Source organism: Pedobacter rhizosphaerae (genome assembly GCF_900111155.1).
Taxonomy (GTDB): domain Bacteria; phylum Bacteroidota; class Bacteroidia; order Sphingobacteriales; family Sphingobacteriaceae; genus Pedobacter; species Pedobacter rhizosphaerae.
On the sequence record NZ_FOGG01000008.1, the window covers coordinates 87,306 to 113,251 of the forward strand.

A 25,946-nucleotide genomic window follows, 5' to 3' on the forward strand; every position below is an offset into this window, starting at 1 on the left:
AATAGTTAATAACGGAAGCAATTGGAATATTTCAAAGTAATCGCTTTTACGCACCATCATATAGACCTAAAATCTTTAGGGAAGTTAGTTATTTGCGACGAAAGTCTGGATAATAGATTGAAGAATATTCAGGTGGAACTTCCTGTAAGTGAAATCTTTTATATAGGAACCTGTAATCGTGTAGAATTTGTTTTCTTAACCAAAGAAAAGACGGATAAGGAATTTGTAACCAAATTTCTGAGGGTTTTAGATATGGGTTTACCGGAAGAGTTTCTGGAGCGCTTTATAGATAATGTTTCTGTTTATGAGAACGAAGAGGCTTTCAATCACTTGTTAAGGACCTCTTGCTCATTAGAGAGTTTGGTTGTTGGGGAAAAGGAAATCCTGGCGCAAATTAGAAGAGCTTATGAAAGCTGCCGTGATGCTGGCTTTACTGGCGACTACATGCGTATGATTATGGATCGTGTAGTTAAAACAGCTAAAGAGGTTTATACCCATACCAATATTTCAAAAAATCCCGTTTCTGTAGTTTCCCTGGCCTACCGCAAACTTAAAGAGCTTAATATGTGTAGTAATTCACGTATTTTAATCATCGGAGCAGGAGAAACCAATCAAAATATTGCCAAATACCTCAATAAACATAAATACTCTAACTTTTCAATTTTCAACAGAACGCTTTCTAAAGCACAATCATTAGCTAAAGAGCTTAATGGTAAGGCTTATACATTAGATGCCCTGGAAAATTTCAATGAGGGTTTCGATGTAATTATCACTTGTACTGGCGCTACAGAACCAATTATTACCGAAGAACTTTATGCCAGATTGCTTAATGGCGAGACTGGCAAAAAAGTAATCGTCGATTTGGCTATTCCTAATGATGTAACTCCTGCGGTCATTCATCACAATCCTGTTCATTACATTGAGGTAGAATCGCTTAAAGAAGTTGCACGCAAAAATATCCAGGAGCGCTACAATGAGTTGGTTCATGCTGAAGAAATTATTGCTAATAATATCTCAGAATTTTTCCTTGTTTTAAAGCAACGCCGCATAGAATTGGCTATGCAAGATGTTCCACGTAAAATTAAGGAGATTAAAAACACGGCTATCAATGGTGTTTTTGCTGATGAAATCAGTCAGATGGATGAGGCCTCTCGTGAAGTATTGGAACGTGTAATGAACTACATGGAAAAAAAATGTATTAGTGTTCCAATGATCATGGCTAAAGAAATTTTAGTTAATCAATCATAATCTTTCCTTCAAACATTTGTGATAATCTGAAAAGCAGGTTACTGTGCTTTTGGGTTAATGCAGTCCCGCTATTCGTTCCTGCCGATAAAAGAACGGCATCCACTGCTATCGGGTTTAGTTAACTTCTTCTGAGGTGCTTCGGTAGGAAAACCGATTTGTAAAGCTTTTCTGTTGCTTTTCTCAAATTCAGTACATCCGTTTTAGGTTTATTTACCTAAGAAAATTACATTACCTTTATTTTAAATGAAAATGAGCGGAGTTTATGTAACCTCACTGTCTCATTTTTAAACATTTTGTTAGATAAAGCGGTAATTACCTTAAATTTGCATTTCATTTAAATTTGATAGTGAAGAAATTAATCATCGGAACACGCGGAAGCGATCTGGCCTTATGGCAGGCAAACCACATTAAAGATGAGTTGGCTGCAATTGGCGTAGAAGCAGAACTTAAAATCATTAAAACGCAGGGCGACAAAATTCTAAACCTAAGGTTAGATAAACTGGAAGGTAAAGGCTTTTTCACCAAAGAATTGGAGGAAGAACTTTTAGGGGGAACCATCGATTTAGCGGTGCATTCACTCAAAGATCTCCCAACGGTGCATCCTGAAGGTTTGGTTATTGCAGCAATTCCTGCCAGAGAAGAGGCTACAGAATATCTTTTGATTTTAAAAGATTGCGTTGATGTTTCTCAGAAACTATCACTTAAAAAGGGTGCCATGGTAGGAACATCTTCTAACCGTCGTAAAGCGCAATTATTAGGCTTGCGTCCTGATTTAGAGATTGAAGACCTTCGTGGTAACGTGCCTACACGCATTCAAAAGCTTAGAGATGAAGATTATGATGCCATTATGCTGGCCAAAGCCGGTGTTAAGCGTTTAGGTCTGGATCTGAGTGATCTGCATATTGAAGAGTTAGAAACTACCGAATTTATTCCCGCACCGGCTCAAGGTGCTTTAGGTATTCAGATCAGGGAGCATGATGCCGAACTGTTTGAATTACTTCAAAAGATAAATAACCCCGCAACTGCCGAAGAAGTAGCTGTTGAGCGTAAAGTGCTTAATCTTTTTGAGGGTGGCTGCCATATGCCTTTAGGCTGCTACTGCAAAAAGGAAGACGGAGAATTTGAGGTTTGGACTGCCAAGGCCGAAACTGCCGAAGATTTTCCTGAACGTTTATTTTTACGTGCTAATAGTACTGAAGGATTGGCAGAAAAGATCGTTGCTAAATTTAGTGGAGAAAGAAAAAAGCCGGGCAAAGTATTTATCTCTCGTGAAATTGGAGAACACAGCTATTTCCGCCGTGCATTAGAAAATAATAATATTGAAATTGAAGGTCGTTCGCTCATCCGTACCTTTCCAATCGTTACGGTATTAGATCAGTTTATTCTACGTCATGTAGATTGGATTTTCTTTAGCAGCCGCAATAGCGTAGACTATTTCTTTAACCTTAAACCCGTTCTGCCTAAAAAAGCTAAGTTCGGCGTGGTAGGAAGAGGATCTGAAGATGCATTAAGAAAATATGGTCACTTTGCCGATTTCGTGGGTACCAGTGGTGATATCACTGAGGTAGCAGAGGATTTTGCTCAATTGGTTTCAGGAAAACACGTACTGTTCCCAAGAGCGCAAGACTCATTGCAGTCTATCCAGAAATCACTGCCAGCAGATGCTAAAATAATCGACTTGCCTATTTACGAAACTGTAATAGAAGAGGATATTGATCAAAGCTATGCCGATGTTTTAATCTTTACCAGCCCATCTAACGTAGATGCTTATTTTGTAGATAATCTGCTTGAACCAGGACAGCAAGTAATTGCTATCGGAAACTCTACAGGCAAGAAATTTGATGAAATGGGTGTGAAGTATACTCTACCCTATTCACCAGATGAAATTGGATTAGCAGAGGCTGTTTTTGGGATTGATATAAAGTAATGGAGAAGAAATAAAAAGTAGTTAGTAATTAGTCGTTAGTACTTAGCTATTGCGCCAATTCCTTCCTCTCGTTGGGGAATTTAAGGAAGGAGACTGTACTTAATTAGGTTTGTCATCCTGAGCCTGTCGAAGGATTTACATCAAGTGCATTTAATGCGTTTCGGCAACTTGTCCCGGTTTTACTAGGGAAGCTCAAGGAGACAACGTTGAAGAAGATTAATTGATTAAGGATACGGCCTTGAAGGCTTAAATGAATATTTTCTTCAAAATCGTCATGCTGAAATTGTTTCAGCATCTTTAATGAGGAATTTAATGAAGAGCCAAAATAAATAAGTATTTAGGCTGTAGTATACAGACATAGTAAATCCTGTCTTGATACCCGATACTAACTACTTGATACTAAAATAATAATTATGTTAAATCGTCCGCGTAGATTAAGGAAAAATCCTTTAGTGAGAGAGATGGTAGCCGAAACCCGGTTATCAAAAGATATGTTTGTTTACCCGTACTTCGTTGTGCCGGGGAGCAACGTAACTCATGCCATTGATGCGATGCCAGGTGTGAATCATTACTCTATCGATACCTTAGTTAAAGATGTAGAGTTAGGTTTAAAGAAAGGGCTTAACAAGATTATGCTTTTTGGTGTTGGAGATGAAAAATCTGCCGATGCTAAATCTGCCTATCATGATCATTCTTTAGTTCCTACAGCAACACGGGAGCTGAAGAAACAATTTGGGGATGATTTATACCTCATTACCGATGTTTGCGTTTGTTCTTACACTACACACGGTCACTGTGGCATTTTAGAAAACGATTACGTTCAGAATGACAAAACAGTAGAGGTGATTGCCAAAATGGCTTTAACCCATGCTGAAGCGGGAGCAGATATGTTTGCCCCGTCAGATATGATGGATGGTAGGATTGAAGCCATGCGCAACCTTTTAGATCAGAACGGTTTTGTAAATGCGGCCATTATGAGCCATGCTACCAAATTTGCCTCAGCTTATTACGGGCCATTTAGAGAAGCTGCAGATTGTGCGCCAAGCAAAGGGGATAGAAAAGCTTATCAAATGGATTTCAGAAATCCTTTAGAGGCTTTGCGCGAAGCGCAACTGGATGAACAGGAGGGAGCAGATGTTTTAATGGTAAAACCAGGTTTGGCTTATTTAGATATTATTCAGCGATTAAAACAAGATACCAACTTGCCTATTGCGGTATACAACGTATCAGGTGAATACTCTATGGTAAAAGCAGCTGCAGAGAGAGGTTGGATTGATGAGCAAAAAGTGGTTATGGAAACCATGCATGCATTCGCACGTGCCGGTGCCAGTATTATTACTACTTACCATATTAAAGATATTTTAAATAACGATTGGCTTTAAAAAGTTGTAAGTTATAGGTCATAAGTCTTACGTTTTGGCGTGCACTTAAAACTTAATACGTACTACTTAAAACTAAAATGATGTTAGATTCAATAAAAAAAATGTTTTCAGGCAATGAAGCCGATGTTCCAGTAAATACCGGAAGCAAACCTGATATTTCCAGAGTAAAATCTGCCGAACTCTACGAGAAATCAAAAACCTATTTTCCTGGAGGAGTTAACTCTCCGGTAAGGGCTTTTAAATCGGTATACGGAACACCTTTGTTTATAGAAAAAGGTGATGGATGTTATATTTGGGATGCTGATGGAAACCAGTTTATTGATTTTTGTGGCAGCTGGGGGCCTTTAATTTTAGGACACAACAATCCTAAAATAAGAGAAAAGGTAACCGAAGTGATGCAGAACGGAATGAGCTTCGGAGCACCTACGGCATTGGAAAATGAACTGGCAGAGCTGATTATTAAAAACAATCGCTTCGTTGAAAAAATTCGTTTTACGAGTTCTGGAACAGAGGCAGTAATGTCGGCAATCCGTTTAGCAAGAGGCTTTACCGCTCGCGATAAAATTATCAAATTTGAAGGTTGCTATCACGGACACAGCGATTCGTTGTTGGTTAAAGCAGGTTCTGGATTGGTTACCTTTGGCGAAACCTCATCGGCTGGTGTACCTAAATCTTTTGCAGAGGAAACGATTGTTATTCCATTAAATGATACCACGGCGATTGAGCAGGCTTTTGCCCAGTTCAAAGATCAGGTTGCAGCAGTAATTATTGAGGGTATCCCTGCCAATAACGGACTGATTATGCAGGATGAAGAATATATCAGATTCTTGAGGAAAATCTGTACCGATAATGACTCATTATTAATTTTTGATGAGGTAATTACTGGCTTTAGAGTAGGTTTTGAAGGTGCAGCAGCACATTATGGCATTACGCCAGATATTGTTACTTATGGTAAAATTATCGGTGGAGGGTTGCCAGTAGGTATGTACGGTGCCTCAAATGAAATTATGGCTCATATTTCTCCAGATGGGGGAGTATATCAGGCTGGAACACTTTCAGGAAATCCTGTAGCCATGGCAGCTGGTATTGCTACCTTAACAGAATTAAATAAATCGGGTTTTTATAAAGACTTAAATACCAAAGCACAAGAATTTGTAGCCAGCATTCAGCGTTTTGCAACAGCGAGAAACTATAAGTTTAAAGTATTTACAGTTGGCTCTATTTTTTGGTTTGCGTTTACTGATAAGGACAAAATTCAATCTGCCGATGATATTGATGCAGGAAGCATGGAGAAATTTAAGGTGATGCACCGAGAGTTGCTCAACCGTGGCATTTATTTGGGCCCTTCCGGATATGAGGTTGGTTTCGTATCTTCAGCACATACTAAGATTGAGTTGGAAAAAGCAAAAAGAGCAATTTTTGAGGCGCTGGATTTAGTGTTTAAGAAATAATCAATTGATCATACAAATCTGACATGAAAAAATCCATTATCATATTTTACTGTTTATTGCTCTATGCCTTAATTCAGTTAATTTCCTGGGGTACCTTGGTAGTACGCTTACAGCCAAGCCGTATGACGATGATTATGGGTGAGGGCTCTGTGTTTTTATTTTTACTTTGTATTGGTGGATATTTTCTTCACCAATCGCTAAAAAAAGAAGATAATTTAAGGGAACAACAACAGAATTTTTTAATGTCTATAACCCATGAGCTGAAATCGCCATTGGCAGCTATTAAACTTTCTATCCAAACAATTATTAAAAGAGATCTGGACAAAGCCAGACAAACCTCTTTGCTTAATAATTCGTTAAAGGATATAGAACGATTAGACGATTTGGTAGAAAATATGCTTTTGGCAACGAAAATCGAGAATCGTTCTTATAGTTTTCCTAAAGAATCCTTTAACTTTTCAGAATTGGTATATAAAATTACAGATCGGTTACAGGTACACTCATGTGGATGCGAGCAGATCATTAATGCTAAAATTCAGCCAAATTTGCAGTTAGTGGGTGACAAATTTGCCTTATCGTCAGTAGTGACCAATTTGATTGAAAATGCAGTGAAGTATTCTAACCCATGTGATGAGATAAATGTGCATTTAGATAAGATTGACGGGCATGTTATGCTTAGCGTAGCAGATAAAGGCCCTGGTATTTCAGATGCCGAAAAAATGTTGATATTTGATAAGTTTTACCGCGTTGGTAATGAGAATGTCAGAAAAGCGAAAGGAACGGGTTTAGGCTTGTTTATTGTGAAAGAGGTATTACAACATCATGACGCTGATATTATAGTTAAAGACAATCAGCCTCAGGGAAGTATTTTTGAAGTAACATTTAGTTAATCTCAATTATGTCACAAAAATTAAGAATTCTGTTGGTAGAAGACGAGGACCACTTGTTGGATGCCATTAAATTAAACCTCGAACTTGAGGGTTATAAAGTTCACGCCGTTAAAGATGGCAAAACCGCTCTTAAAGTATTTAAAGAAGAACGCTTTAATCTAATTATTTTAGATGTTATGTTGCCAGAAATGGATGGTTTCCAGGTTTGTGAAACAATTCGTTTAGAAAACACTGAAGTTCCAATTTTATTCTTAACCGCGAAGAACACATCAGAAGATCGTGTGTTAGGCCTTAAAAAAGGTGCAGATGATTATTTAGTAAAACCTTTCAACTTAGAAGAATTAATTCTTCGTGTAGGTATTTTAGTTAAACGCAGCTTAAAATCAGACGATTTAAAAGAGTTAAACTCTTATAAAATCGGTGATAAAACCATCTATTTTAATTCTTTTGAATTAAAACATGATGACGGAACCATCACTCCGCTAACGAAAAAAGAAACCATGTTGTTAAAGCTTTTAATAGAGCGTAAAAATGATGCCGTTTCTCGTGAGCAGATTTTGGAAACCGTTTGGAATTATGATGTTTATCCTTCAACCAGAACGATTGACAACTTCATTTTAACTTTCCGTAAGTATTTTGAGCCAGATCAAAAAAATCCAGTGTATTTTCACTCTATACGTGGTGTTGGTTATAAATTTACCGATAGTCATTAATGTACAATAACAAAGGCAGGTATGCACTAATGGCTGTTTTCATATTGGCCGCCGTAGTGTGTATAATTTATAAACAATACCAACTGGCCGCAGTTTCGGCCTTTTTGTTTGCTTTTGTAATATGGAGCCATTTTAAGCACAGCTCGGTGCTTATGGCTTCGAAACATTTCAAGAACAAAGAGTTTGGTAAAGCCAGAGAAATGTTGGCTGAAGTGACAAAGCCAGAGCAGTTGGCTAAAAGCCGTCGAGGTTATTATGAGTTTATGCAGGGTGAATTAGCCTTGAAGGATGAAAATTACGACAAGGCAGAATATCATTTTCAGGTAGCAAGCCGTTACGCGGTGGGTGGTAAAACACAAAAGGCTTACGTAGTGATTCATTTAGCTAATTTGGCCTTAAGGAAAAAGGATAAAGAAAGAGCAGAAACCTATACCCAGTTGGCAAAGGAATTGGCCGAAACCCAACGTTCGAAGGATATTATTGCTAAAATAGAAAGAGAAATCAGTAAATTATAATATTAATACTGTCATTTTGAATAACGAAGCACCAGTTTAGGAATAAAAAGGTACTTCGTTTTTTTTTTATTTATACCTTTGCGCAATTAAAATTTTATAGATATCGGAATCGTCTTGCTGAATGATGACCGAAGGGATGACAAATACAAATCATGAAGAATAATTTATTTTTAGACGCTGCATTTTCGAAACAAACTGAACGTCCACCCGTATGGATGATGCGTCAGGCTGGTCGTTTTATGCCACAATATTGGGAGATTAAGAACAAGTACTCATTTTTAGAAATGTGTAAAACTCCTGAGATTGCAGCTGATGTAACCATGTTACCAGTTGATTTATTGGGTATTGATGCAGCGATATTATTTTCTGATATTTTAGTAACCGGCGAAGCTATGGGCGGCGATTTGAGCTTTACCCAAGGCGTTGGTCCTAAATTTGCCAACCCGGTTCGTACAGCAAAAGATGTAGAGGCTTTAAATGTTGATTGTTTGAGCGAACTTCAATATGTGGCAGATGCCATAAAGGTAATTCAACAAAGATTAAATGGCAGTATTCCATTAATAGGTTTTGCCGGAGCCCCTTTTACGGTAATGAGTTACCTGGTTGAGGGCGGATCGTCTAAAGACTTTAAGCTAACCAAGTTGATGTTGCACAACCAACCTGAGCTTGCGCACCAGCTTTTGGCTAAAATTGCTAAAGTAACAGCCGAGTATTTAAACCTTCAGATTGCTGCAGGAGTGAACGCCATTCAGGTTTTTGACAGCTGGGCTTTAGCTTTATCATGGAATGATTATCAGGAGTTCTCCCATCGCTATATTCAAGAAATTATTGCCAACTTAAATAGAAAAGATATCCCAGTAATTTCCTTCTGTAAAGGAAGCTCTGTATTTGCATCTATTATGGCAGAGGCGAAGCCTGATGTAATTTCTGTAGACTGGAACGCAGATTTATTAAATATTAAAAATGCTTTACCTGCTGGCATCGCCGTTCAGGGAAATTTAGATCCACACATTTTATATGCTGATAAAGCGGTAATTAAAGCACAGATACACAAATTGTTTGAGCGTATGCGCGGTACAGAAGGCTTTATATTTAATCTAGGACACGGTATTATGCCTGATATTCCTTTCGATAACGTGAAATATGCTATTGAGGTAGTAAAGGAGTTTAAGTATTAATTTGCAGTAAATTCAAGTCCTTTGCTTATCTTAGTATAAAATAGTATTTCAATGACTGTTAAATCGCTAAAAGACGAAGATAAGTTGCCAATTAAGCAAGTAATCAATGCTATTAATAAAACAATGGATGATGTACTTCGTGTGGTTGATGCAATGGACTTGGGTAGGACGGAAGTTAAAAGTGACGGGGTATATAGAACTTTTAAAGATGGAAGAGTTATAAAAATTTCTGGTGGAAATTTCACAAAGAAAAGAGTTTCCCAAAAAAGAATAAAACTTTTCTAACATGGCTGTTAGGCCAAAGCTAAGAATTTTTGCCGGGCCAAATGGATCCGGTAAAACTACTCTTTATAATTCCATTAAACCGATATATTTTTCTACCAAACTGTTTGTTAATGCCGATTTTTTAGAATCAGATTTTGCAAAAAGTAATTTTTTAAACCTTTCAGATTTTAATATCTCCTGTTCTCAAGAAGAGTTCGAAAAATTCATTTTATTAAGCGGCCTATATGTAAAAGCTGGCTTTGATCCTGAGGGCTGGAATTTAGCAATTAAGGAAAATGTTATTGTTAGAGGTTATCATAAAAATGTTAATTATAACTCTTATCATTTCGCAATAATAGCAGATTTTATTCGCCATAAACTAATTGAAAATAAAAAGTCTTTTTCTTTCGAAACAGTTTTTTCCCATCCATCCAAATTAGAACTCATCAATTTTGCTCACGAACACAACTATAAGGTCTACTTATATTTTATAGGTACAGAAACACCAATTATGAATTTGGAGCGTGTAAAAGATCGGGTGAAAAAAGGAGGACATCACGTAGCGCAGGATAGAATTGAGAAACGATACTTTCTTACAATGGATTTACTTATACATATGTTAAAGAAAGTTGATGAGACTTATCTTTGGGATAATTCTGGAAGTAAACATAATTATATAGGTAATATTAAGGATGGAACTTTAAATTTGGAGTTTTTAAATATTCCAAATTGGATTGATACCTACATTTTGAATAAGATAAAATCATGATAGAAACCCTATTGCCTTATTACCTTTACTTTAAAGCAGTTCATATCGTTTTTGTGATCAGCTGGATGGCTGGCCTTTTCTATATTTTGAGTTTATTCATCTACCATACAGAGGCCAATGATAAACCTGAACCAGAAAAAAGTGTTTTGGTTGAGCAGTTCGTTAAAATGGAGGCTACTTTGTGGAAAATCATAGCTACTCCGGCAATGATCATTTCTGTTATAGCAGGTGCCGGAATGTTAACATTAAATTCTGGGCTGCTTCAAATGGACTGGATGTGGGTTAAGCTCGGTTTCGTAGTTGGATTACTCATTTACCACTTTATCTGCCAAAACATTGTTAAACAGCTTAAAAACAACCAATACAAGCTAACCAGCTTTCAGTTGCGCTTGTGGAGGGAGTTGGCTACCATTTTTATGATTGCCATTGTTTTTGTAGTGATCTTAAAAAATGCCATCAACTGGGTGTACGGCCTTATTGGTATCATGGGGGTTGCTATGGCCATCATGATAGCGGTTAAACTGTACAAAAATTACAGGCTAAGGAAATAAGCCTGATGATCAAAAAATAAGAACCAAGGCCTACAATTCTAAATGAAAATCTTTAATTCATTGTTAGCCTTTCGTCAACTTACATTTAATCTTGATACTTGAGTTTTTCTACACTATACTTTACGGAAAAACTATCCTAAATTTGGGCGTTAAAATCAAAGCCCATGTTTAAAACTTCAAGCCTGAAAAAGGCTGTACTCTTTATAACTTTTCTTTTCAGTACCTACATCGCTTCAGCTCAATTCAATCAATCGGCTTTTGAAAACAGAATCCGCCCTGATAGCAGCTTAACTGATGAAATTCATTTCAACTTCTACAACCTGAATTATGTTCGAAATTATGAGTATACCAATGATTTTCATGATGGTTATACGTTGTATGGAACACAGTTGCAACCACAAATAACATATTATGCCCACCCCAATCTAGCCATTACAGCAGGGGCTTTTATTCGCAAGGACTTTGGCCGAAATGGTGTTACAGATGCTAAACCCTTGTTTAATGTAAAATACCATAAAAGGAATTTGACGTTAATTTTCGGAAGCCTGGAAGGGGGAATCCAGCATAAATATATTGAACCACTTTACGATTTTGAAAGAACGCTTACCAACCCGATAGAGTATGGTACACAGTTGCTGGTAGAACGCGAAAAATTTAACTTAGATGCCTGGATTGCCTGGCAGAAAATGATTTATACCGGTGAAGCGGCGAAGGAAGAAATTATTGGAGGTTTATCAACAGAGACTACGCTGGCAGAAAGTAATGGCTGGAAGTTTAGTGTTCCTGCCCAATTCTTAGTTTTTCATCAAGGCGGACAAATTGATGTATTAAAGGAAATTCCAATCACAACGATGTTCAATGGCGCTGCCGGACTAAAATTACATAAGCAGATTAATACCAATATTAAACAGGTTTATACCGATAACTATATTGCAGCTTATAAAGATTTTTCACCAGATAAGCGCAGGGCCTACGAAGGTGGATTTGGTTTGTGGCTTAACGCTGGTGTGGAAAGTAAATGGGGTAGCTTGGTAGCCACTTATTGGAAAGGAAATAACTTCATTTCGATTAAAGGAATGCCACTTTATGAATCTGTATCGTATAATTTGTATAGCCCAGGCTTAACGCAAAGTAAAAGAAATATAGTGGCTTTAAGATATGCCTACCAAAAGGAACTGATACCTCATTTTTATTTAGATGTTCGCTTTGAGCCTCATATTGATTTAGATAACTCTGATAAGCAGCTTCAATTTAATCACTCTTTTTTCTTAACCTATAAGCAGGATTTTAAACTGTTTAAAACCAAAAAATAAACGTATAAGGGTCGGGGATTAATCCGACCCTTATGAGTTTAAAGCGGTAGCCAATGCCCGTTGGGTTTTTAGCAAAAACGTTGTTAGATAAACCCGATAGCAGTGGTGCCGGTTTTTCACCGGCAGGAACGAATAGCGGGACTGAACCATCAAGAGTATAGCTGTCTCTGCTTTTCTGTAAAAAATAATACATTGATAATCAGTCTGTATTAATGTTTTTTTAACTTTATTTAACTTTTTTGTAATCCCTATGCAACCATTGTTTGTGATCTGCCATCTTCTATATACAAACACACAATGAAATTGACGCATACCTATACGATAAACGAGTTGATGGAGGGCTGTAAGGCTGGCGACCGGAAGATGCAGGAGATGCTGTACAAGCAAACTGCATCGAAAATGCTGGCGGTTTGCCTGAGATATGCCAAAGATAGAATGGAAGCAGAAGATGTATTGCAAATGGGATATATCAAAATCTTTCAAAAGATTAAGGAATATAGGGGAGATGGATCTTTTGAAGGGTGGATTAGAAGAATAATGGTAAATACTGCAATCGAAAGCTATCGCAAGAACCTTAGGGGTTTAACGGTTGTAGAAATTGATGAAGCGTATGAACAGCCTTCAACAGGTTTTGATTTTAGTCGGTTGGGGATGCAAGACCTCATGAAAGTAATACAAAAATTAGCAGATGGTTATAGAATGGTTTTTAATATGTACGTAATTGAAGGATACTCGCATAAGGAAATTGGAGAGGCACTAGGTATATCTGAAGGAGCCAGTAAATCGCAATTATCGAGAGCACGGGCAATATTAAAAGAAGAAATTATAAAAATGGAGGGCTTTGGTTATGCAACCTATACAGGATAAAGATTTTGATCAGTTATTTAAAAATACTTTTGCAGATGCGGAAGTTGCCCCCTCAAGAGATTTGTGGAAGGATATTGAAGCGGAGATTGCACCCAAAAAGAAAAGAAAGTTGCCCATTTTGTGGCTCACAGCTGCGGCAATTTTAATAGTGGTTACCATTGGGATTTTAATTAACAAGCAGCAAGAAACTGTATCAACAGGGAATAAACTAGCAAACAATGGCATAGAGAGGGTAAAACCAGTAACCAAAGAGCCTGTGAAAGCTATTGTTGAAGCGACAATTAAGCCTGAAGAGAAAGTTACTGAAAAAACAGGTCAACTTACTTCTTTAGCAAAGAAAAAGGATAGCCAGCCTAAATTGGCAGATAAGCCACAAGTTGTAACAGCGCCACAAGATGTAAAACAAGATGTTCAACTGGCACACCACAATGAGGTAAAACCACAAGGTCAGGATATTTTGAAACAAAAAATAGATGATGCTATTCAAGAACCCAAAGAGGAAACCGTTATTGCTAATAATTTAACTCCGATTAAAGCAGATGAACCCATCAATGACAATGAGCAAAGTTTTAAGAATATTAAAAATGTGGGCGATGTAGTAAATATTATCGTCAATAAAGTAGATAAGAGAAAGGATAAATTCATCCAGTTTAGAACAGACGATGATGACTCTTCACTTTCCTCTATCAATATTGGTCCTTTTAAAATAGGTAAACGCAATAAGAAATAGTTCAGTTATCAGTTAACAATTTTCAGTTTGCGATTAGTGATGAACAGTTAAATCGGTCAATTATACAGTTAGAGAATTAATCAGTTAAGCAATTCAATAATAACACAACACAATATGAAACGTCTAATTTTTACAACACTTTTGGTAAGCGGACTTGCCGGTGTTATGGCTCCAGGTGCATTTGCACAACAAGACAGTACAAAGAAAAAAAACGATTATAGTGATGGGCATGGAATTATTATTAAAACCAGGTCGTCAGACTCTACTAAAAAAGGTCGTTTTGTTGGTGGAATTACTTTTACAAGAGTTGATTTAGGTTTTTCCAGGTTAATAGATAATGGTAACTTCAACCTATCTCCAAATAATGAATTTTTAGATTACAAAGGAGGTAAAACCAGTACATTCTCTTTCGATGTACTCCAGTTCGGTTATCGTTTCAACTCTAATTTTAAGATTTATGTGGCTGGTGGTTTCGATTGGACACTCATTCGTTTAAGAGACAATATCACCATTCAAAAGAATTCGCCTGTATTAACTTATGTAACAGAACCCATAGAGTTTTCAAAGAATCGTTTTTCTAGCAGTTATGTGCATATTCCATTAAACTTTGAGTTCCGTACTAAAGAAAATGATCACGGAAAAAGATTCTATTTCGTAATAGGGCCAGAAGTAAGTTTCTTGTTAAACGGAAAAGTTAAACAAATTAGTGAGGAACGGGGCAAAGAAAAGTTTTACGATAATTATCACTTCCAATCGGTTCGTTATGGAGGAACCTTCAGATTTGGTTATGGCGGCTTAGGGTTATTTACCAAATATTACTTTAACGATATGTTTAATACGCCGGCACAAGCGGGATTGAAAAACATGAGTTTCGGTGTCACCTTTGGGTTAAATTAATACACAACAACACAACAAATAGATTAAATCCTGTTTCGGTTAGGCGAAACAGGATTTTTTATTTATAATGTTTTAAGGAATTTTTTTCGGCTTTCAGCTTTTAGTACCAGGCTTTAAGCTTTCCTCTTTCAGCTTTCCGCTTTAATCTTTACTTTTACCCTGTGAGCAATACTATAATCAGCGTTAAGAATTTAACAAAGCAATATCAGGCCGAGCAGGCTGGAGGGATTAAAAATATTAGTTTCGACATACAGAGGGGCGACGTGGTAGCCATTATAGGTGAAAGTGGCAGTGGGAAGTCGACCTTATTGAAAACTATTTTTGGATTATTAAAAACAGATTCCGGTGATGTTTTCTTTGAGGATAAAAGGGTTTTAGGCCCTGATGAGCAGTTGATACCCGGGCATAAGCAGATGAAAATGGTTACGCAGGATTTTTCACTCAATATTTATGCTAAGGTTTACGATAATATTGCCTCACAATTATCAAATACCGATCTTAAAACCAAGACAGAGAAAACGTTAGCCATTATGGAGCATCTGCGTATCCTGCATTTGCAAAACAAAAAGATTATTGAACTTAGCGGGGGCGAGCAACAAAGGGTGGCTATAGCGAAGGCTATGGTGTCTGATACGCAGGTGCTGTTACTGGATGAGCCCTTTAGCCAGGTGGATGCTTTATTGAAAAACCAGTTAAGGGCAGATATCAAAAGAGTTGCTTCGGAGACTGGTGTTACTGTAATTCTGGTTTCACACGATCCGGCAGATGGATTATTCCTGGCAGATCAGTTATTAATTATTAAAGATGGAGAGTTGCTGCAAACGGGTAAGCCAGCAGATATCTATCAACACCCTAAGCACATTTATACCGCCCAAATTTTAGGAAATGCTGTAGTATTATCTCGTGAGGATGCAGAGAAAATAGGTTTAAAGACAGCGTTGGAATTTGTAGTATTTTATCCAGAATGGGCCGAAATTAATAATAGCTGGAACAGCAGGCGTTTTGAAGTTAAGGACGTTTATTACAAAGGCTTTTATGATGAGCTATTGGTGGAGCGGAAGGGAGTAAACATTCGTGCTTTGCAATTGAATAGGGGGGAGCATAAAAAGAACGATCACGTTCAGTTAAATATCAGCCATTTTTTGGAGTTTTAAATACAGGTTAATTACATTCTCAGTTATTGGAGAAGGTAATGGGCAGTAGTAATGGAGTAATTCACTCATTCTTTTTCGCGCATAAAAAAACGACTGCGTTTAAAGAACATCAGTCGTTTTTATTCTGTGTGAAGAAAATTACCTTATGTTACATTTTCTGCTGCTACCAATACAACTTTTATTCGCATTGGCGTAGTAGGTAGAGTAGATCTGCTAATGGTTACTCCTCCTATATATGTTTCGTAATCCATATCACCATATGGTAACTGGTAATAACTATTATAGTTTGGTGTAGCCGTATATACTAAGATTCCCTCATCATAAAAATTTATGTCATCTACCTCATCAATTCTTAAATCCAGGTAATACTTTCCATTTTCTAAAACCCATCTGTTAGGATTTACGTCAAAAACGATGGTACGATTAGGAGCGTTTTGAACAATTGTTTCTTTTTTGCAGGATACCAAACCTAGTGTGGCGATGCAAAGCATTAAAATGGTCAGTTTTTTCATGTTGATTAGTTTTTATTTGTGTGTTATCTGATCTATTACAAAACTGTTGCCAAAAAAACTTTTATCTGCCTTTATGGATTAATTATTGTGTAATTAAGTTATTATATGTTTAAAAACCATTTATTATTTTGTTGATATGAAATTATTTTTTCGCATTCTCCCTTGGTTAATTTTAGTCATTGCAGCTTACTTTTTCATTTCTAAAAAGTTTAGTATTAACACATCTGTAGAAAGTAAACATCAGCTTCTGGTAGAAAAAATTGAAGCAATAGGCAAGTTAGAGCTTGTTCGCTATCAGATTAGTGATGTTTTAGAACATAAAAATAAGACAGATTTCTTACCCGAAGCCAGTGTACTTTTAATTGTGAAAGCGGAGGCAGTAGGATGTATCGACCTCACAAAAATAACCAGGGAAGATATCGAAATTGATGTGGACACTGCTGTAGTAAATTTACCACAGCCAGAACTTTGTTACGTTAAAATTGATCATAAAAACTCGAGAGTTTATGATACGAAGATGGCTTTCTTTAGAGAAGCCAATCTGGTAGATGAAGCTTATAAAGCAGCAGAAAGACAAATAGGTGCTGAAGTGAAAAAGTCTAACATATTGGGCCAGACTAAAACCAATGCCGTTAATGTGCTTAAACCCATTATTGAAGGTTTAGGCTATAAGAATGTTCGGTTTACATTTGAGTAAAAAAAGACCACCTAAGATTATTAGGTGGTCGATATTATTTTAAGAAATCTTCGCGGTGAGGATTAAACACATCTATCAAAAGCCCTGCTTCTAAACAGCGTACCCCGTGGTAAACAAGGGTAGGTGCGAAGAAAACATCGCCTTCATTTAAGACCTTTTTCTCCTCTCCCATTGAAACTTCAAAGCTTCCCCTGGCCACATAGCTCAATTGTAAATGCGGGTGATTGTGGACGCTCCCAATGGCATCCTTTTCAAAGTCTACCTTTACCAGCATTAAGTTTTCATCATAAGCCATGATTTTGCGCTTAACGCCTGCCCCCAGGTCTTCCCAATCAATGTCGTTATCAGCAATTAAGCTTTTGTTTGTTAAATCTTTGAAATTCATTTTTTTTAAAATTAGGTCAAGTTGGCTTCCTGGTAAAATCGTACAGGTAGTTTTGGTCTTTAAACTAAATACTCAAATAAGGTTTGATCCTGATTTAGCTCAATCACATCAAATTTAAAGGCTTTTAGGCGTTCTAGTATTCCTGCGTAATCTTCTTTTTTGGTAAGCTCAATACCCACAAGGGCTGGCCCGTTCTCTCTATTGGTTTTTTTGATGAATTCGAAACGGGTAATATCATCATGTGGTCCTAAAACCTCGTTTACAAATAATTTCAAAGCCCCCGGGCGTTGAGGGAAACGAACGATGAAGTAATGTTTTAAGCCTTCGAACAATAGTGATTTTTCTTTAATCTCCTGCATACGTTCGATATCGTTATTGCCACCACTCACTACGCATACGACCGTTTTTCCTACAATCTGATCTTTAATTTGTGCCAATGCAGAAACAGATAATGCACCTGCAGGTTCTACTACAATAGCATCTTCGTTGTATAACTTAAGGATGGTTGTGCAAATTTGTCCTTCGGGGATCAAATGCATTTCATCCAATAAATCATTACAATATTGATAAGTGAGCGCACCAACACGTTTAACGGCAGCGCCATCAACAAAGCGGTCTATTTCATCTAAGGTAAATGGTCCTTTCTTTTCAATAGCGGTTTGCATAGATGGGGCTCCCAAAGGTTCAACCCCGATTAATTTAACATCTGGCTTAACCGTTTTGAGGTAAGCACTAACACCAGAAGCTAAACCACCACCACCAACGGGCATTACCACGATATCTAAGTCTGGAAGATCTTCAAAAACCTCCACGCCAACTGTTGCCTGTCCTTCAATCACTTTCTGATCATCAAAAGGAGGGATAAAAGTAGCGGCATGCAGGGCACTATAGTTAAGCGCTTCTTTTAGGCAGTCGTCAAAAGTATCTCCAACAAGAACAACTTCCACGTTATCGCCACCAAACATGTTTACCTGCGTAATTTTTTGTTTTGGAGTGATTTCGGGCATGAAAATTACGCCCTTAATGTTTAGTTTTTTGCACGAATAAGCCACTCCTTGCGCATGGTTGCCTGCACTTGCACATACCACACCATTGGTTAATGCATCTGGTGGTAAAGAGCTAATTTTGTTATAAGCACCACGGAGTTTATAAGATCTTACAATTTGTAAATCTTCACGTTTAAGGTAAATATTAGCATTGTAGCGCGATGAAAGTCCTGCATTAAACTCAAGCGGCGTACGTTTAACTACTCCTTTTAAACGCTGAGAAGCTGAGTTAAAGTCCAGCGTTTGTGGTGTTGTATTATTCATAATTAATTATCAAATAACGAGAATCTAGGTTCTCGTGAATATGTTTTTTAGAATAGTGGGAAAGAAACTGATGCGTCGCTTTTCCACCATTCGTGATTATTTTTTTGATCTGGCTAAGCTTTTTACCTCAGTATTTCAGCTCCAGGCTTTTCGATTTCAGCTTCTAAGCTAAATGCAAAGCAACCAACTGATTTAAGTCCTGATCGTTTATTCCTTGTTTGCTATCTGCTAAAACCAGGAATTGCTTGTAAACGATATCAAGCTCCTCTTTTTCTAATTTATGGCCTAAACGGTCTAAATGATGTTTCAAAGCATGGCGGCCACTTCTCGCAGTTAATACGATGGTTGCATCTGGGAAACCAACATCTTCAGGTTTAATGATTTCGTAGTTTTCACGGTTTTTCAAGAAACCATCCTGATGAATACCAGAACTATGTGAGAATGCGTTGGCTCCAACAATCGCCTTATTCGGTTGAACAGGCATATTCATTTGGTTACGCACCATATGGCTGATGTCATAGAATTGAGTACTGTCAATTTGAGTATTCAAGCCTAAAACTTTATGGGTTTTTAAGATCATGACGACCTCTTCCATAGAAGTGTTTCCAGCGCGTTCGCCGATTCCATTGATGGTACATTCAACCTGACGCGCACCGTTTTGTAGTCCGGCAATTGAGTTAGCAGTAGCTAAACCTAAATCATTGTGGCAGTGAACAGAGATAATGGCGTTATCGATGTTTTTTACGTTTTCTTTTAAAAACAAGATTTTTGAGCCGTACTGATCGGGTAAGCAATAGCCATTTGTATCTGGAATATTAACTACTGTAGCACCAGCAGCAATCACTGCTTCTACCATTTTAGCTAAAAATTCTATGTCTGCTCTTCCGGCATCTTCTGCATAAAATTCTACATCTTCAACATATTTCTTTGCATATTTCACTGCTTCAACCGCACGGGCTAAAATTTCTTCGCGGGTGCTGTTAAATTTATGTTTAATGTGGAAATCAGAAGCTCCGATACCAGTATGGATACGTGGGCGTTTTGCATAGCGTAAAGCATCAGCAGCAACATCGATATCATTTTTATTGGCGCGGGTTAGAGCGCAAATAATTGGGTTACTCACCGCTTTAGATAATTCAATTACACTATTGAAATCGCCAGGGCTAGAAACAGGAAAGCCAGCTTCAATTACATCAACACCTAAAAGTTCGAGTGATTTAGCGATTTCTACTTTCTGGTTTGTATCTAACTGGCAGCCTGGTACCTGTTCTCCATCACGCAATGTGGTGTCGAAAATATAAACTTTGTTAGGGTCGTGAATCATAATCTTATGTTTAGGTAGTGATTAATTTTTGTGATAAGAATTTTAAAACCAATTTACCCATTTCTGCAGTCCCTAAAACTTTGAAACGGTTTGTGCTTTGATCGGCGATGTCATGCGTTCTAAAACCTTCTTTTAATACCTGATCAATAGTATCAACCAATAATTTAGCTTCTTCTTTTAATCCGAAGCCAATTTCTAATAGTAAAGCCGCAGATAGGATAGAAGCCAGTGGGTTAGCGAGGTCTTTACCAGCAATATCGTGTGCTGAACCGTGTATAGGCTCATAAAAACCCGTTAATTCACCTACAGAAGCTGAAGCCAACATCCCCATCGAACCTGCAATTTGTGAGGCCTCATCTGTTAAGATATCACCAAAAAGGTTAGCTGTTAATACGACGTCGAATTTCTTTGGGTTCTTGATTAACTGCATTGCAGCATTATCGATAAACATATGTTCTGTTTCTACATCAGGATATTGTTTAGCAATTTCCTGTACGGTTTCGCGCCATAGGCGAGAGCTCTCCAATACATTGGCTTTATCTACAGAACACAAGCGTTTGTTACGTTGCTGTGCCGCCTGATAGGCTTTATGTGCAATCCTTTCTACTTCATAACGGTGATAAATCATTAAATCAGAAGCCGTATTTCTATCTTCCGAACGTGTTTTTTTACCGAAATAAACATCACCTGTTAATTCGCGGAAGAAAAGAATGTCTGTTCCTTTTAAAATCTCTGGTTTAATGCTTGAAGCCTGAAGAAGTTCGTCAAATAGTAATATTGGGCGGAGATTGGCAAAAAGACCTAATTCTTTGCGGATTTTTAATAAACCTTGCTCTGGTCTAACTTTTAAGCTTGGATCGTTATCATATTTTGCATGACCAACAGCACCGAATAAAATCGCATCACTTTTTTTTGCTTTTTCCAGTGTTTCATCTGGTAGCGGATTTCCGGTAGCTTCAATGGCTACGTGACCCATTAGGGCTTCATCAAATGTAAACTCGTGGCCAAATGCTGTTGCAATTTGTTCTAAAGCTGCTTTTCCCCATGCAGTTACTTCGGGGCCAATACCATCTCCAGGTATTACTAAAATGTTCTTCTTCATTGTACTAAACGCTTTCTAGTATAGTTTCGACGACTTTTACTTCGCCGTTTTCTAATAAAATTCTTTTCTCTATGCAGGTTGGGAGCTGCGTCTCAAAATGGCCAACGTATATCATCGTCATTCCATTATTACTCAGTTCGTTCACCAATTGGTTAAAGTGTTGTGTTTGTTGCTGGTCTAATCCCTGGCAAGGTTCATCCAAAATCAACAACTGTGGGTTTTTGATGATCGTTCTTGCCAGTAAAGCCAGGCGTTGTTTGCCTAAGGGCAGGGCCTTAAGCAATTCGTTTTTATGTTGTTTTAAATCGAAATACTCTATCAATTCATCAAGTTGTACTTTTTTAGAGTAGGGTATTTGCTGAAAAAGTCCAACAGAATCATAAAATCCTGAAGCAATACTTTCCCAAACAGTGGCCGTACTGTCAAAGTACCAGTGGAACTCTGGAGAGATTAATCCAATTCTTTTTTTTATGTCCCAAATACTTTCTCCCGAACCACGTTTGTGGCCAAAAAGATGTATATCGTTGGCATAAGCCTGTGGATGATCTCCGTTAATTAAGCTCAATAAAGTTGACTTTCCAGAGCCGTTGTGTCCCTGAAGTAACCATTTTTCCCCAGCCCTTACTTCCCAGTTAACATTTTTTAAAACTTCTTTTTCTGCGTAACGGATATTGACGTTTTTCATACGGATAATCTCATCCGTATTGTAAACCGGGCGTTCTGTTAAAAATGCGGGTAAAACCCCTAAAATTTTGTGGTGTACAACCGATGTACTTTCAAATGAGCTCCTTTCGTGTATTTGCCCATTTTCTATAATAGCAAAGCGATTAATGTTTACCGGTAATTCATCATCATTACTAATTAAAATCAGATTTACTCCCTGGTTACTGATCTCATCCAGCAAATCATTAAGATTTCGTCTGGACGCTACGTCGAGCCCGGTGTAGGGCTGATCAATAATCAATAACTGAGGCTTCAACCAAAGGGCTTTAATCAATTGTAGTTTCTTATGCTCGCCACTGGATAGCTCAATCAGTTGAGAATCTTTAAATGTGGTAAAGTTTAAAGCAATCAAGAGCCTTTCAACCTCGTTTGTATCAAGACTTTGTTCCTGGCCGTATTTTAAAAGTTCTGCCTGAACGGTTAGGGTATCTTTAGCCTGTTTATGATTATAGCGTTGCTGATAGTAAAAGTTAGCATCACCCTCCAGGTTTTTAAACTGATACCAGCTGGAAACGAAAAGAGTCTGAGCAGGTAAAGCGCTTTCCTGATCAAAATTGATTTTAATATCGCCCTGGTATTTCTCTTGCCCGGCAATAGCCTTGGCTAAAGAAGTTTTTCCAGTTCCACTAGTTCCTCCCAAAAGCCAGTTATCACCGCGCCGAATGGTCCAGTCTAAATCCTGCAAAACCGCCTTTTGGCGGTAGTGTAAATTTAGTTGATTGATATCGACGAAAATTTCTTTCATTTTAAGGTTAACTGTGGTATGCTATTTAATTTTTATAAAGCTTTACTTGCTTCAAAATCCTCGATTAAATTTTTCTGGTTTAAGATAAAGTCAATGTCATCGTAACCATTTATTAAGCAAGATTTTTTGTAAGGATTGATCTCAAAGGCAGTTTGTGCTCCAGTAGCTACAATAGTTACTGTTTGTTGCTCTAAATCAACTTCTAATGCCGAATTCGCATCTTGTTCTACAGCTTTAAAGATTTGAGCTAAAAACTCGTCACTCACCTGGATAGGTAGTAAACCGTTGTTTAATGCATTTCCTTTAAAGATATCAGCAAAAAAGCTGCTAATTACCGTATCAAAACCTGCATCCTGAATGGCCCATGCAGCATGTTCACGACTACTGCCGCAACCGAAGTTTTTTCCTGCTACCAATACTTTTCCTGTGTAGGTAGGGTTGTTGAGTACGAAATCTGCCTTTGGCTGGTTATCGCTATCATAACGCCAATCGCGGAATAAATTTTCCCCGAAACCATCGCGTGTGGTTGCCTTTAAAAACCTTGCAGGGATAATCTGATCGGTATCTATATTCTCTATCGGCAATGGAACAACCGATGAGGTTAATTTTTCAAATTTTTTCATGTTCTTGTACTTTAGCTTCTAGCGTTCTGCCATTAGCTTATTTAACAGCTTTAACTCTTAATCTTCTATAATCTGCAACCCAGTCGCCGTTTTTGAAATAGTTTGGTTTTAAGATTTCTACAGTCTGTTTTTTCACTTGTTCGGCTTCTTCAGTACTTAAGTTTTTAAATGCATGCTGCGCAAACTGATTGATCCACTCGTACATGCCATTTTCACCTTTAAGTACGGTTGGACGATCGAATAACCATATTTGCTCAACTTCAAATCGGGCTGCCTCCAGCAATACTGCATAATGACTTACTGATGGAAAGAACCAAAAATTAGAGATTACTCTGTGCTGAACACCAATGCTTTTGGCTGCGGCAGAAATGGCATCTGTTATAGATTTGATATTATCTTTTCCGCCAAATTCTGCAACCAGTCTTCCTCCGGGCTTTAAGCTTTTGTATACGCCTTCCAGTAAATCTCTTTGATTTTCAATCCAATGGAAGGTTGCATTACTGAAAACGGCATCAAACTCCTGATCAAAAGCCAATTCTGTAGCATTTTGTTGCTCAAATTTTAAAAGCGGATATTTTTGTTTTGCTGCATCAATCATCTCTGCCGATGCATCTACTCCAAAAACCTGAGCACCCGACTCTGCAATTTGATTTGCCAAATCTCCCGTTCCACAACCCACATCTAAAATGTTTTCACTTTTTTGAGGCGCTAACCATTGTAAAACATCTGCTCCGTAATCTGATACAAAACGATGTTTAGTGTCGTACACTTTATTGTCCCAAAATATTTCTGGCATAACTTTATTGTTTACTTTAAGCTTTAGAAACCTGAGGCATCTAAAAATTTTCTATTTAACTATTTCAATCGCGTTTCTAGAATTATAGTTTTTAAGTGTTAATCATTATATAATGCTCCACTGTTGGAAAAGGATCGTAAAAATGATGTAATAGTTTTTTCCAATCCTGATACTCAGCAGAGCCCCTGAATCCTTGAGTATGTGCTTCCAGCGTTTCCCAATTCACCAGTAAAATATATTTATCTTCTTCTTCCAGGCATTTCTGTAACTGGTGATTACAATAGCCAGCCATAGCTGAAATGATTTTCTGAGCTTTTTCAAAAGCCAATTCAAAATCAGCTGATAAGCCTTTTTTAATATTTAAAGTGGCTACTTCTAAAATCATATTTCATTCTGGCTGTTGTAGCGAAAAGCTAAGCTTCCGCCAGCAAATCCCTAACATCAGTAATTTTACCCGTAACTGCTGCTGCAGCTGCTGTTAATGGGCTCACCAGTAAGGTTCTGGCATTAGGACCTTGTCTACCTTCAAAGTTTCTATTAGAAGTTGAAACGCAATATTTTCCTGCTGGAATTTTATCCTCGTTCATCCCTAAACATGCACTGCAACCTGGCTCACGAAGCTGAAAACCAGCATTTTCGAAAATTTTATCTAAACCTTCATTTTTAGCTTGTTGCTCTACTTGCTTTGATCCTGGTACAATCCATACCGTTACATTTTCTGCCTTATGCTTATCTTTAACAAACTCTGCTACTTCACGCAAATCTTCTATACGAGAATTGGTGCAACTACCAATAAAAACATAATCTACTGGCTTTCCAATTAAAGAAGCATCATCTTCAAAGCCCATATAATCTAAGGCTTTTTGATAAGACAATTGTTCCGTTTCGGGTTGTGCCTTAGTTGCCGGGATATGTTCCTGGATACCCATACCCATACCAGGGTTGGTTCCATAAGTAATCATTGGGCTAATATCTGCCGCATCGAAAGTTAAAACGCTATCAAATTTCGCATCAGCATCACTATATAATGTTTTCCAATAAGCTAGAGATTTATCCCACTCTTCACCTTTTGGTGCAAATTCTCTTCCTTTAATGTAATCGAACGTAATTTGATCAGGTGCAATTAAGCCTCCTCTCGCACCCATTTCAATACTCATGTTACAGATGGTCATACGAGCTTCCATGCTTAAAGATTCGATTGCCGAACCTGCATACTCGATGAAATAACCTGTACCACCAGCTGCTGAAATTTTGGCGATGATATAAAGAATAATATCTTTTGCCGTAACTCCTTTTCCAAGTGTTCCGTTTACTTCAATTTTCATGGTTTTTGGCTTTTGCTGCAACAAACATTGCGTAGCAAATACCTGCTCTACCTGAGAAGTTCCAATACCAAATGCAATAGCGCCAAAGGCACCATGCGTAGAAGTATGACTATCTCCACATACCATTGTTTTTCCTGGTAGTGTAATCCCCAATTCAGGTCCGATTACGTGAACGATACCTTGAAATGGGTGACCTAATCCGTACAGTTCAACACCGAATTCGGCACAGTTTTTAGTTAACATATCAACCTGATAACGTGAAAGCTCCTCCTTAATTGGTAATAACTGATTAAGTGTAGGTACGTTATGGTCTGCTGTAGCTACCGTTTGTTTCGGACGAAACACCGGAAGGCCACGTTTGCGAAGTCCATCAAATGCCTGTGGCGATGTAACCTCATGAATTAAATGGGTGTCGATGTATAAAATATCAGGAAATCCTTCTTCACTCTTCACCACATGCGCATCCCAAATTTTTTCTACTAATGTTTTTGACATCTTTTTTATGTTTAGTTAGTATAAACCCCGCAGGCAGAACCTGCGAGGTTTTATTTTTTA

Annotated in this window: 28 protein-coding genes; 17 read left to right on the top strand and 11 right to left on the bottom strand. The window is 37.6% G+C overall.

Annotated elements, in window-relative coordinates:
* Positions 1-21: 21 nt before the first annotated feature.
* The 12 genes from hemA to BMX11_RS08635 all read left to right on the top strand — a co-directional run bounded on the left by hemA (position 22) and on the right by BMX11_RS08635 (position 12,201).
* Positions 22-1,248 carry a glutamyl-tRNA reductase gene (gene hemA / locus BMX11_RS08580; protein WP_090883484.1) on the top strand — a complete coding sequence of 409 codons (1,227 nt, stop codon included), beginning with the start codon at positions 22-24 and terminating at the stop codon, positions 1,246-1,248.
* Positions 1,249-1,594: 346 nt separating this feature from the next.
* Positions 1,595-3,175: a hydroxymethylbilane synthase gene (hemC, locus tag BMX11_RS08585; protein WP_175474515.1), complete on the top strand. Its 1,581-nt coding sequence runs from the start codon at positions 1,595-1,597 to the stop codon at positions 3,173-3,175.
* A 413-nt stretch (positions 3,176-3,588) separates the two neighbouring features.
* Entirely contained in the window at positions 3,589-4,557 is a 969-nt protein-coding gene (gene hemB, locus BMX11_RS08590; RefSeq protein WP_175474516.1) for a porphobilinogen synthase, read from the top strand.
* An 80-nt stretch (positions 4,558-4,637) separates the two neighbouring features.
* Complete coding sequence (hemL, locus tag BMX11_RS08595; RefSeq protein WP_090883488.1) at positions 4,638-6,008, top strand: glutamate-1-semialdehyde 2,1-aminomutase; 1,371 nt, start codon at positions 4,638-4,640, stop codon at positions 6,006-6,008.
* 23 nt (positions 6,009-6,031) lie between these two features.
* Positions 6,032-6,898, top strand: coding sequence for a sensor histidine kinase (locus BMX11_RS08600; RefSeq protein ID WP_090883490.1), 867 nt, complete (start codon positions 6,032-6,034; stop codon positions 6,896-6,898).
* Between the two features lie 8 nt (positions 6,899-6,906).
* Positions 6,907-7,611, top strand: coding sequence for a response regulator transcription factor (locus BMX11_RS08605; RefSeq protein ID WP_090883492.1), 705 nt, complete (start codon positions 6,907-6,909; stop codon positions 7,609-7,611).
* Positions 7,611-8,126 (top strand): hypothetical protein, encoded by a 516-nt coding sequence (locus BMX11_RS08610; protein ID WP_090883494.1) that lies wholly within the window; start codon positions 7,611-7,613, stop codon positions 8,124-8,126. The genes BMX11_RS08605 and BMX11_RS08610 overlap by 1 nt, the downstream gene beginning before the upstream one ends.
* A 152-nt stretch (positions 8,127-8,278) precedes the next feature.
* Positions 8,279-9,304: a uroporphyrinogen decarboxylase gene (hemE, locus tag BMX11_RS08615; RefSeq protein ID WP_090883496.1), complete on the top strand. Its 1,026-nt coding sequence runs from the start codon at positions 8,279-8,281 to the stop codon at positions 9,302-9,304.
* Between the two features lie 51 nt (positions 9,305-9,355).
* The gene (locus BMX11_RS08620; protein ID WP_090883497.1) at positions 9,356-9,589 is read left to right on the top strand and encodes a hypothetical protein; all 234 of its coding nucleotides are present in this window, start codon (positions 9,356-9,358) and stop codon (positions 9,587-9,589) included.
* A gap of 1 nt (position 9,590) precedes the next feature.
* Positions 9,591-10,337 (top strand): ATPase, encoded by a 747-nt coding sequence (locus BMX11_RS08625; RefSeq protein WP_090883499.1) that lies wholly within the window; start codon positions 9,591-9,593, stop codon positions 10,335-10,337.
* Entirely contained in the window at positions 10,334-10,888 is a 555-nt protein-coding gene (locus BMX11_RS08630; RefSeq protein WP_090883501.1) for a CopD family protein, read from the top strand. The genes BMX11_RS08625 and BMX11_RS08630 overlap by 4 nt, the downstream gene beginning before the upstream one ends.
* 164 nt (positions 10,889-11,052) lie before the next feature.
* Positions 11,053-12,201 (top strand): hypothetical protein, encoded by a 1,149-nt coding sequence (locus BMX11_RS08635; protein WP_090883503.1) that lies wholly within the window; start codon positions 11,053-11,055, stop codon positions 12,199-12,201.
* Here the strand turns inward: BMX11_RS08635 and BMX11_RS08640 are convergent.
* Complete coding sequence (locus BMX11_RS08640) at positions 12,185-12,394, bottom strand: hypothetical protein (protein ID WP_090883506.1); 210 nt, start codon at positions 12,392-12,394, stop codon at positions 12,185-12,187. The genes BMX11_RS08635 and BMX11_RS08640 overlap by 17 nt on opposite strands.
* Before the next feature lie 104 nt (positions 12,395-12,498).
* Here BMX11_RS08640 and BMX11_RS08645 point away from each other — a divergent pair, with 104 nt between their 5' ends.
* The 4 genes from BMX11_RS08645 (at position 12,499) to BMX11_RS08660 (ending at position 15,849) form a co-directional block, all read left to right on the top strand.
* Positions 12,499-13,068 (top strand): RNA polymerase sigma factor, encoded by a 570-nt coding sequence (locus BMX11_RS08645; RefSeq protein WP_090883508.1) that lies wholly within the window; start codon positions 12,499-12,501, stop codon positions 13,066-13,068.
* Positions 13,049-13,798: a hypothetical protein gene (locus BMX11_RS08650; protein ID WP_090883510.1), complete on the top strand. Its 750-nt coding sequence runs from the start codon at positions 13,049-13,051 to the stop codon at positions 13,796-13,798. Before BMX11_RS08645 ends, BMX11_RS08650 begins: the two co-directional genes overlap by 20 nt.
* A gap of 114 nt (positions 13,799-13,912) precedes the next feature.
* Positions 13,913-14,695 (top strand): outer membrane beta-barrel protein, encoded by a 783-nt coding sequence (locus BMX11_RS08655; protein ID WP_090883512.1) that lies wholly within the window; start codon positions 13,913-13,915, stop codon positions 14,693-14,695.
* 161 nt (positions 14,696-14,856) lie between these two features.
* Positions 14,857-15,849 carry an ABC transporter ATP-binding protein gene (locus BMX11_RS08660; RefSeq protein WP_090883514.1) on the top strand — a complete coding sequence of 331 codons (993 nt, stop codon included), beginning with the start codon at positions 14,857-14,859 and terminating at the stop codon, positions 15,847-15,849.
* 143 nt (positions 15,850-15,992) lie between these two features.
* Here the strand turns inward: BMX11_RS08660 and BMX11_RS08665 are convergent, their stop codons facing one another.
* Positions 15,993-16,361: a hypothetical protein gene (locus tag BMX11_RS08665; protein ID WP_090883516.1), complete on the bottom strand. Its 369-nt coding sequence runs from the start codon at positions 16,359-16,361 to the stop codon at positions 15,993-15,995.
* A 136-nt stretch (positions 16,362-16,497) separates the two neighbouring features.
* On the opposite strand from BMX11_RS08665, the gene BMX11_RS08670 reads away from it, so the two are divergent.
* On the top strand, positions 16,498-17,058 hold the full coding sequence (locus tag BMX11_RS08670; RefSeq protein WP_090883518.1) for a DUF4230 domain-containing protein: 561 nt from the start codon (positions 16,498-16,500) through the stop codon (positions 17,056-17,058).
* Between the two features lie 34 nt (positions 17,059-17,092).
* Here the strand turns inward: BMX11_RS08670 and BMX11_RS08675 are convergent, their stop codons facing one another.
* The 9 genes from BMX11_RS08675 to leuC form a co-directional block, all read right to left on the bottom strand.
* Positions 17,093-17,443, bottom strand: coding sequence for a cupin domain-containing protein (locus BMX11_RS08675; RefSeq protein ID WP_090883520.1), 351 nt, complete (start codon positions 17,441-17,443; stop codon positions 17,093-17,095).
* 59 nt (positions 17,444-17,502) lie between these two features.
* Entirely contained in the window at positions 17,503-18,753 is a 1,251-nt protein-coding gene (ilvA, locus tag BMX11_RS08680) for a threonine ammonia-lyase IlvA (protein WP_090883522.1), read from the bottom strand.
* A gap of 163 nt (positions 18,754-18,916) precedes the next feature.
* On the bottom strand, positions 18,917-20,077 hold the full coding sequence (locus BMX11_RS08685) for a 2-isopropylmalate synthase (protein WP_090883524.1): 1,161 nt from the start codon (positions 20,075-20,077) through the stop codon (positions 18,917-18,919).
* 10 nt (positions 20,078-20,087) lie between these two features.
* Positions 20,088-21,179, bottom strand: a complete 1,092-nt coding sequence (leuB, locus tag BMX11_RS08690; RefSeq protein ID WP_090883526.1) for a 3-isopropylmalate dehydrogenase — start codon at positions 21,177-21,179, stop codon at positions 20,088-20,090.
* A gap of 4 nt (positions 21,180-21,183) precedes the next feature.
* On the bottom strand, positions 21,184-22,647 hold the full coding sequence (locus BMX11_RS08695) for an ATP-binding cassette domain-containing protein (RefSeq protein WP_090883528.1): 1,464 nt from the start codon (positions 22,645-22,647) through the stop codon (positions 21,184-21,186).
* 32 nt (positions 22,648-22,679) lie between these two features.
* The gene (leuD, locus tag BMX11_RS08700; RefSeq protein ID WP_090883530.1) at positions 22,680-23,270 is read right to left on the bottom strand and encodes a 3-isopropylmalate dehydratase small subunit; all 591 of its coding nucleotides are present in this window, start codon (positions 23,268-23,270) and stop codon (positions 22,680-22,682) included.
* A 37-nt stretch (positions 23,271-23,307) separates the two neighbouring features.
* Positions 23,308-24,066: a class I SAM-dependent methyltransferase gene (locus BMX11_RS08705; protein ID WP_090883532.1), complete on the bottom strand. Its 759-nt coding sequence runs from the start codon at positions 24,064-24,066 to the stop codon at positions 23,308-23,310.
* Positions 24,067-24,157: 91 nt separating this feature from the next.
* Positions 24,158-24,451: an antibiotic biosynthesis monooxygenase family protein gene (locus tag BMX11_RS08710; protein ID WP_090883534.1), complete on the bottom strand. Its 294-nt coding sequence runs from the start codon at positions 24,449-24,451 to the stop codon at positions 24,158-24,160.
* A 28-nt stretch (positions 24,452-24,479) separates the two neighbouring features.
* Entirely contained in the window at positions 24,480-25,886 is a 1,407-nt protein-coding gene (gene leuC, locus BMX11_RS08715) for a 3-isopropylmalate dehydratase large subunit (RefSeq protein WP_090883535.1), read from the bottom strand.
* Between the last annotated feature and the right edge of the window lie 60 nt (positions 25,887-25,946).

What these genes read in the sequence shown, in the direction of transcription:
- hemB (WP_175474516.1), top strand. Translation starts at nt 3,589, where the DNA reads ATGTTAAATCGTCCGCGTAGATTAAGGAAAAATCCTTTAGTGAGAGAG.
- hemL (WP_090883488.1), top strand. Translation starts at nt 4,638, where the DNA reads ATGTTAGATTCAATAAAAAAAATGTTTTCAGGCAATGAAGCCGATGTT.
- BMX11_RS08600 (WP_090883490.1), top strand. Translation starts at nt 6,032, where the DNA reads ATGAAAAAATCCATTATCATATTTTACTGTTTATTGCTCTATGCCTTA.
- BMX11_RS08605 (WP_090883492.1), top strand. Translation starts at nt 6,907, where the DNA reads ATGTCACAAAAATTAAGAATTCTGTTGGTAGAAGACGAGGACCACTTG.
- BMX11_RS08610 (WP_090883494.1), top strand. Translation starts at nt 7,611, where the DNA reads ATGTACAATAACAAAGGCAGGTATGCACTAATGGCTGTTTTCATATTG.
- hemE (WP_090883496.1), top strand. Translation starts at nt 8,279, where the DNA reads ATGAAGAATAATTTATTTTTAGACGCTGCATTTTCGAAACAAACTGAA.
- BMX11_RS08620 (WP_090883497.1), top strand. Translation starts at nt 9,356, where the DNA reads ATGACTGTTAAATCGCTAAAAGACGAAGATAAGTTGCCAATTAAGCAA.
- BMX11_RS08625 (WP_090883499.1), top strand. Translation starts at nt 9,591, where the DNA reads ATGGCTGTTAGGCCAAAGCTAAGAATTTTTGCCGGGCCAAATGGATCC.
- BMX11_RS08630 (WP_090883501.1), top strand. Translation starts at nt 10,334, where the DNA reads ATGATAGAAACCCTATTGCCTTATTACCTTTACTTTAAAGCAGTTCAT.
- BMX11_RS08635 (WP_090883503.1), top strand. Translation starts at nt 11,053, where the DNA reads ATGTTTAAAACTTCAAGCCTGAAAAAGGCTGTACTCTTTATAACTTTT.
- BMX11_RS08640 (WP_090883506.1), bottom strand. Translation starts at nt 12,394, where the DNA reads ATGTATTATTTTTTACAGAAAAGCAGAGACAGCTATACTCTTGATGGT.
- BMX11_RS08645 (WP_090883508.1), top strand. Translation starts at nt 12,499, where the DNA reads ATGAAATTGACGCATACCTATACGATAAACGAGTTGATGGAGGGCTGT.
- BMX11_RS08650 (WP_090883510.1), top strand. Translation starts at nt 13,049, where the DNA reads ATGCAACCTATACAGGATAAAGATTTTGATCAGTTATTTAAAAATACT.
- BMX11_RS08655 (WP_090883512.1), top strand. Translation starts at nt 13,913, where the DNA reads ATGAAACGTCTAATTTTTACAACACTTTTGGTAAGCGGACTTGCCGGT.
- BMX11_RS08665 (WP_090883516.1), bottom strand. Translation starts at nt 16,361, where the DNA reads ATGAAAAAACTGACCATTTTAATGCTTTGCATCGCCACACTAGGTTTG.
- BMX11_RS08670 (WP_090883518.1), top strand. Translation starts at nt 16,498, where the DNA reads ATGAAATTATTTTTTCGCATTCTCCCTTGGTTAATTTTAGTCATTGCA.
- BMX11_RS08675 (WP_090883520.1), bottom strand. Translation starts at nt 17,443, where the DNA reads ATGAATTTCAAAGATTTAACAAACAAAAGCTTAATTGCTGATAACGAC.
- ilvA (WP_090883522.1), bottom strand. Translation starts at nt 18,753, where the DNA reads ATGAATAATACAACACCACAAACGCTGGACTTTAACTCAGCTTCTCAG.
- BMX11_RS08685 (WP_090883524.1), bottom strand. Translation starts at nt 20,077, where the DNA reads ATGATTCACGACCCTAACAAAGTTTATATTTTCGACACCACATTGCGT.
- leuB (WP_090883526.1), bottom strand. Translation starts at nt 21,179, where the DNA reads ATGAAGAAGAACATTTTAGTAATACCTGGAGATGGTATTGGCCCCGAA.
- BMX11_RS08695 (WP_090883528.1), bottom strand. Translation starts at nt 22,647, where the DNA reads ATGAAAGAAATTTTCGTCGATATCAATCAACTAAATTTACACTACCGC.
- leuD (WP_090883530.1), bottom strand. Translation starts at nt 23,270, where the DNA reads ATGAAAAAATTTGAAAAATTAACCTCATCGGTTGTTCCATTGCCGATA.
- BMX11_RS08705 (WP_090883532.1), bottom strand. Translation starts at nt 24,066, where the DNA reads ATGCCAGAAATATTTTGGGACAATAAAGTGTACGACACTAAACATCGT.
- BMX11_RS08710 (WP_090883534.1), bottom strand. Translation starts at nt 24,451, where the DNA reads ATGATTTTAGAAGTAGCCACTTTAAATATTAAAAAAGGCTTATCAGCT.
- leuC (WP_090883535.1), bottom strand. Translation starts at nt 25,886, where the DNA reads ATGTCAAAAACATTAGTAGAAAAAATTTGGGATGCGCATGTGGTGAAG.